At 65.2% G+C, this 3,593-nt stretch carries 2 protein-coding genes and 3 pseudogenes; all 5 read left to right on the top strand.

Annotated features, from left to right (window positions below):
• Positions 1-239, top strand: a 239-nt coding sequence (locus B3P22_RS22160; protein ID WP_296272545.1) for a helix-turn-helix domain-containing protein, incomplete at its 5' end; no start/stop codon positions are given.
• A gap of 94 nt (positions 240-333) precedes the next feature.
• On the top strand, positions 334-1,482 hold the full coding sequence (blaPRC, locus tag B3P22_RS22155; protein WP_296272544.1) for a PRC family class C beta-lactamase: 1,149 nt from the start codon (positions 334-336) through the stop codon (positions 1,480-1,482).
• Positions 1,483-1,685: 203 nt separating this feature from the next.
• Positions 1,686-2,244: pseudogene (locus tag B3P22_RS22150) on the top strand (2Fe-2S iron-sulfur cluster-binding protein).
• Positions 2,241-3,198, top strand: a pseudogene (locus tag B3P22_RS22145) (FAD binding domain-containing protein). Before B3P22_RS22150 ends, B3P22_RS22145 begins: the two co-directional pseudogenes overlap by 4 nt.
• A pseudogene (locus B3P22_RS22140) lies at positions 3,195-3,593 on the top strand (xanthine dehydrogenase family protein molybdopterin-binding subunit); the annotation flags it as partial. The pseudogenes B3P22_RS22145 and B3P22_RS22140, both read left to right, overlap by 4 nt.

Here is a 3,593-nt window from a genome sequence, read left to right as displayed (position 1 = left end):
TGCGCGTTGCACTGGCCATGGCCGAAGACCAGCCCATCCGTGCCGAGCACCTGCCGGATGATTTCTTCCTCGACCTGCCAACCGACACCAGCTTGCCAGTGCATCCCGAGCCGAATAGTGGCGATCTTGCCAGCCAGTACCAGGCCTGCGGCGGTAATATCTCCTACCTCGCCCGTCATCTTGGCCTGAGCCGAAATACCCTGTACAAACGCTTGCGCGAACAGGGTGTCAGGCCCTGAACCTTTGTTCGGAGAGCCGGCCCAAGCCATACATTTGCCACCGCACTCGCCAGCCGAGCGGACATACACCGCCCCGCCAAGAAAGGAACTCGGCATGCGCCACCTTTACCGCTCCCTGTTTGCCACCCTGGCTCTGCTAGCCGCCAGCCAGGCGTCAGCATCACCTTCACTGGAACAACAGGTGGACACCGCCGCGAAGTCGATGATGCAGGCCTATGCCATCCCCGGCATGGCCATTGCCATCAGCCACAAGGGGCAATCACATTTCTTCGAGTACGGCGTCGCATCGCGCGAAAGCGGCCAGGCCGTGGATCGCCACACCCTGTTCGAACTGGGCTCGGTCAGCAAGTTGTTCACTGCCACCCTCGGCGCATACGCTGAAGCGCGCGGTACGCTGAACCTCAGCGACAATGCCAGCCAATACCTGCTGGCCCTGCAAGGCAGCGCCTTCGATCACATCAGCCTGCTGGATCTGGCCACTTACACGGCCGGCGGCCTGCCATTGCAGTTTCCGGACGCGGTCAGCGACGATACGACGATGCTCGATTACTACCGCAACTGGCAGGCGGTGTATGCGCCGGGCACGCAACGGTTGTATTCCAACCCCAGCATCGGTCTATTCGGCCACCTGGCGGCGGCCAGCCTGGCCGAGCCATTTCAGCAGTTGATGGAGCAGGACCTGCTGCCGCAGTTGGGCATGCAGGAGGGCCACGTGAAGATACCGGCCGAGGACATGCACCGTTATGCCTGGGGCTACCGCGACGACAAGGCCGTGCGGGTAAATCCCGGGGCGCTGGACGCCGAGGCCTACGGATTGAAGTCCAGCGCCGCCGATATGCTGCATTTTATCGACGCCAACCTGCATCCAGACCAGTTGCCGGCACCGCTACGCCAGGCCATCAGCGCCACTCATCGCGGCTACTATCAGGTCGGCGACATGACGCAGGCCCTGGGCTGGGAGCGCTACACCTACCCCATCAGTCTGGAGAAACTGCAGGCCGGCAACTCCGCCGACATGGCACTGCAACCCCAGCCCGTAGAACGCTTCAGCGTGCCGAAACCAGCCGAGGGCGACCTGCTGCTGAATAAGACCGGCTCGACCAACGGCTTCGGGGCCTACATTGTGTTGCTGCCGGCGCGTGATACCGGCGTTGTGATACTCGCCAATCGCAACTACCCCAATGCCGAACGCGTGCGCCTCGCCCTGCAGATCCTCGCAGCACTGCAACCCTCGGGCGACTGACCGGCGAAGACCAAGCCTGCCTTACACCATGGGACCAGAACGGTCCCCCCCTCCTTTTGCGGCGCGTACCGCCCTCTCCAGCCCAGCCTCAGCGGCCCGTACAGGTTATTGCAACTTGTGCGGCGCCGACACAGTCGGAATCTAGACACCGCACTCCTGGCGGCGATCGCGCATCGCCCACCTGCCAAGCGAAGGAGACACGCATGAGTGATTCCGCCAATAGCCATGGCTATTCAAGACGCGACGTCCTGTCGCTGAGCCGCAGCCTGCTGGTACTGGGCAGCGCCCCGGTCGCGAGCCTGAGCGCTGCCGAAGTCAGCGAACTGCGCCCCGTACGCGCAGTGCAGAAGTCCAAGGTGGGCTTCACGGTCAATGGCCAACCTCACGAACTTGAACTGGACAACCGCACCTCGCTGCTCGATGCACTGCGTGAGCACCTGCACCTCACCGGCAGCAAGAAAGGCTGCGACCACGGCCAGTGCGGCGCCTGCACCATCATCCTCGACGGCCGCCGCATCAACAGCTGCCTGACCCTGGCAGTGATGCACCAGGGCGCCGAGATCACCACCATCGAGGGGCTTGGCACGCCCGAGCACCTGCACCCGATGCAGGCTGCATTCATCAAGCATGACGGCTACCAGTGCGGTTACTGTACGCCCGGGCAGATCTGCTCGGCCGTGGCNNNGCGGCAACATCTGCCGCTGCGGCGCCTACTCCAACATCATCGAAGCAATCGACGAAGTCGCGGGAGAACGCGGATGAAACCCTTTTCCTACGAACGCGCAGGCACGCCAGCCGAGGCCGCAGCATCGGCGGCGCGCATGCCCGGCGCCAAGTTCATCGCTGGCGGCACCAACCTGCTGGATTTGATGAAGCTCGAGATCGAGACGCCGTTGCACCTGATCGATGTCAACGGCCTCGGGCTGGACCGCATCGAGCCGACGGACGATGGCGGCATGCGCATCGGCGCGCTGGTGAGCAACACCGACCTGGCCGCCGACAGCCGCATTCGTCGCGACTACGCCGTGCTGGCCCGCGCCCTGCTTGCCGGGGCTTCCGGCCAGTTGCGCAACAAGGCCACCACGGCCGGCAATCTGCTGCAACGCACGCGCTGCCCTTACTTCTACGACACCAACCTGCCGTGCAACAAGCGCCAGCCTGGCTCCGGCTGCGCAGCACGCGAAGGCATCAGCCGCCAACACGCGGTGCTCGGCAGCAGCGACGCCTGCATCGCTACCCACCCCAGCGACATGGCGATCGCCATGCGCCTGCTCGACGCCATTGTGGAAACCGTCCAGCCCGACGGCCAGGTGCGCCGCATTCCCATCGCCGAGCTGCATCGCCTGCCTGGCGACACGCCGCACATCGAGCATGTGCTGGCCCCAGGCGAGCTGATCACCGCAGTGACCCTACCGAAGCCGCTCGGCGGCCGGCATGTTTACNNACAAGGTTCGCGACCGCTCTTCCTACGCTTTCGCCCTGGTCTCGGTGGCAGCGGTGATCCAGCCGGACGGCAACGGTCGCATCGCCCTTGGCGGCGTCGCCCACAAACCCTGGCGCGTCGAGGCTGCGGAAGCCGAACTGCCCCGCGGTGCCGAGGCCGTCGCCGAACGGCTGCTCGCCAATGCCCGGCCCACGCCGCACAACGCCTTCAAACTCACCCTGGTCCAACGCACCTTAGGCGCCGTACTGGCGCAAGCGAGGGCCGGCGCATGAAATTCGAAACCGCCGAAGGCACCAACCCCATCGACCGCCAGCGCGTGGTCGGCCAGCCGCTCGATCGCATCGACGGCCCGCTGAAGACCACCGGCACTGCCACCTACGCCTACGAATGGCACGCCGAGGTCGCCGATCTAGCCTACGGGCAGATCGTCGGCGCGGCCATCGCCAAGGGGCGCATCGTCTCCATGGACCTGTCCCAGGCAAGGGCCGCGCCCGGCGTGGTCACCATCGTCACCGCCGACACGGCGCCCGACCTGAACAAGGGCGAGCGCAACAACGCCACGCTGCTCGGCGGCCCCGAGATCGAGCATTATCATCAGGCCGTCGCCCTGGTGGTGGCCGAAAGCTTCGAGCAGGCACGCGCCGCCGCCGAGCTGGTGAAGATCGAT

The sequence above is a fragment of the Pseudomonas sp. UBA6323 genome (assembly GCF_002439135.1).
Lineage (GTDB): Bacteria > Pseudomonadota > Gammaproteobacteria > Pseudomonadales > Pseudomonadaceae > Aquipseudomonas.
Note: the sequence above shows the minus strand (reverse complement) of the source record. Positions and strands in the feature narration are given on the sequence as shown.